This is a genomic window from Buchnera aphidicola (Pemphigus obesinymphae) (genome assembly GCF_026122815.1).
Taxonomy (GTDB): Bacteria; Pseudomonadota; Gammaproteobacteria; order Enterobacterales; family Enterobacteriaceae; genus Buchnera_C; species Buchnera_C aphidicola_BJ.
The window spans coordinates 1-1513 of record NZ_JAIWQW010000031.1 but is presented as its reverse complement, the minus strand read 5'-3'; the positions used below and the strand labels follow the sequence as shown (position 1 = coordinate 1513).

The 1513-nt window shown below is 23.6% G+C and carries 1 protein-coding gene and 1 pseudogene; both read right to left on the bottom strand.

Annotation, left to right across the window (positions count from 1 at the left end):
• Nucleotides 1–399, bottom strand: a pseudogene (locus tag LDP10_RS02860) (NADH-quinone oxidoreductase subunit M); the annotation flags it as partial.
• Between the two features lie 71 nt (nucleotides 400–470).
• Nucleotides 471–1513, bottom strand: a 1043-nt coding sequence (locus LDP10_RS02855; RefSeq protein ID WP_265197240.1) for a proton-conducting transporter membrane subunit, incomplete at its 5' end; no start/stop codon positions are given.

Here is a 1513-nt window from a genome sequence, read left to right as displayed (position 1 = left end):
TAAAAAAATACCCAACACCGATCCTAATAACCATATTAAATGGAAATAAAATAAACCTTGACGTTCTTTAATTTCATTCCAAGAACACAAAACAGATATAATTCCTAAAAAACTTGTCAAAAGAACCATTAAAATAGATAATCCATCAATTCCTAAATGAAAATCAATACCAAATCTGGGAATCCAAGGAACTAAAAATTCAGAAATCCAAGATTTCGAAAATAATGTTTTTCGAGAAACTAAAAAAAAACTATTTACCCAAATATGGAATGTAAATATCAGTGTTATTCCCATTGTAATTAATGCAACCAAACGTGGCAATTGAACATTAACACGTTCTGATTGCCAACATAATACAGCACCAAAAAAAGGGATTATAATTAATAATAAAAGAAACATGTTAATTATTTTCCTATGTTTTTTATCTTAAGTATTTGTTCATTAAATTTAATAAATATTATCGCCCATATTTAGTAAAAAAATATAAAATGATACCGGAAAAAAATTAATATTAAAATCAAAATAATTGTTGTACCCATAATCATTGATGTTACATACCAACGTAAATAACCGTTAACAGTCATTAATAATTTTTTATTGCAACAAATTAAAAAATTCACAGGAATATTTATTACGTATTTACATGGATCATATGATAATAAATTAGATATTATTAAATACAATTTTGTAAAAAATAAATAATATAAATAATCAAAATAAAAACCATTAAAACAAAAATTATGAAAAAAACTTACTAACTTAGTACTTATTAAGAATAAAATAATTCTGTTCTTTTTAATCCATATATTATATGCAATACAAATACCAATGATTGTCAATATACTAGAATAACACTCTAATGTTACTTTTTCAGATTCTAAAAAACTATGTTTTAAAAAAACATTAGATAAAGGTAATGCTATAAAAGAACTTATAAATGTAGAAAATATTCCTAATATGATTAATGGAATCTTGAAACTTAAAGATTTATTTTTAACGACAAGAACATTTTTTTTACCATGGAAAACTAAAATAATAACCTTACATGCATATAGAGCAGTTAAAAAAGTTCCTATTAATGCCATTATTAAAAAATAAAAATTTTGATATCGATATACTTCTAATAAAATAGAACCTTTACTATAAAATCCTGCGCTGATAATAGGAAAAGAAATTAACGAACTTACTCCAAGTAAAAAACATGTATATTCAAGGAATAATTCTTTGTACAAACCACCCATTTTAAAAATATTTTTTTCATTATTACAAGATAAAATAACCGATCCTGCAGAAAGAAATAACAAAGCTTTAAATATAGCGTGCACCACTAAATGAAAGATAACGGCATACCAAGCTTGTACTCCTAATCCCAAAAACATATAACCAATTTGACTCATAGTAGAATAAGCCAATATACATTTAATATTTTTTTGAACTAAAGCTGATAAACTAGCAATTAATACCGTAACTATACCTATAATAGATAAAAAATTTAAGATTTCAGGAGTTAAAA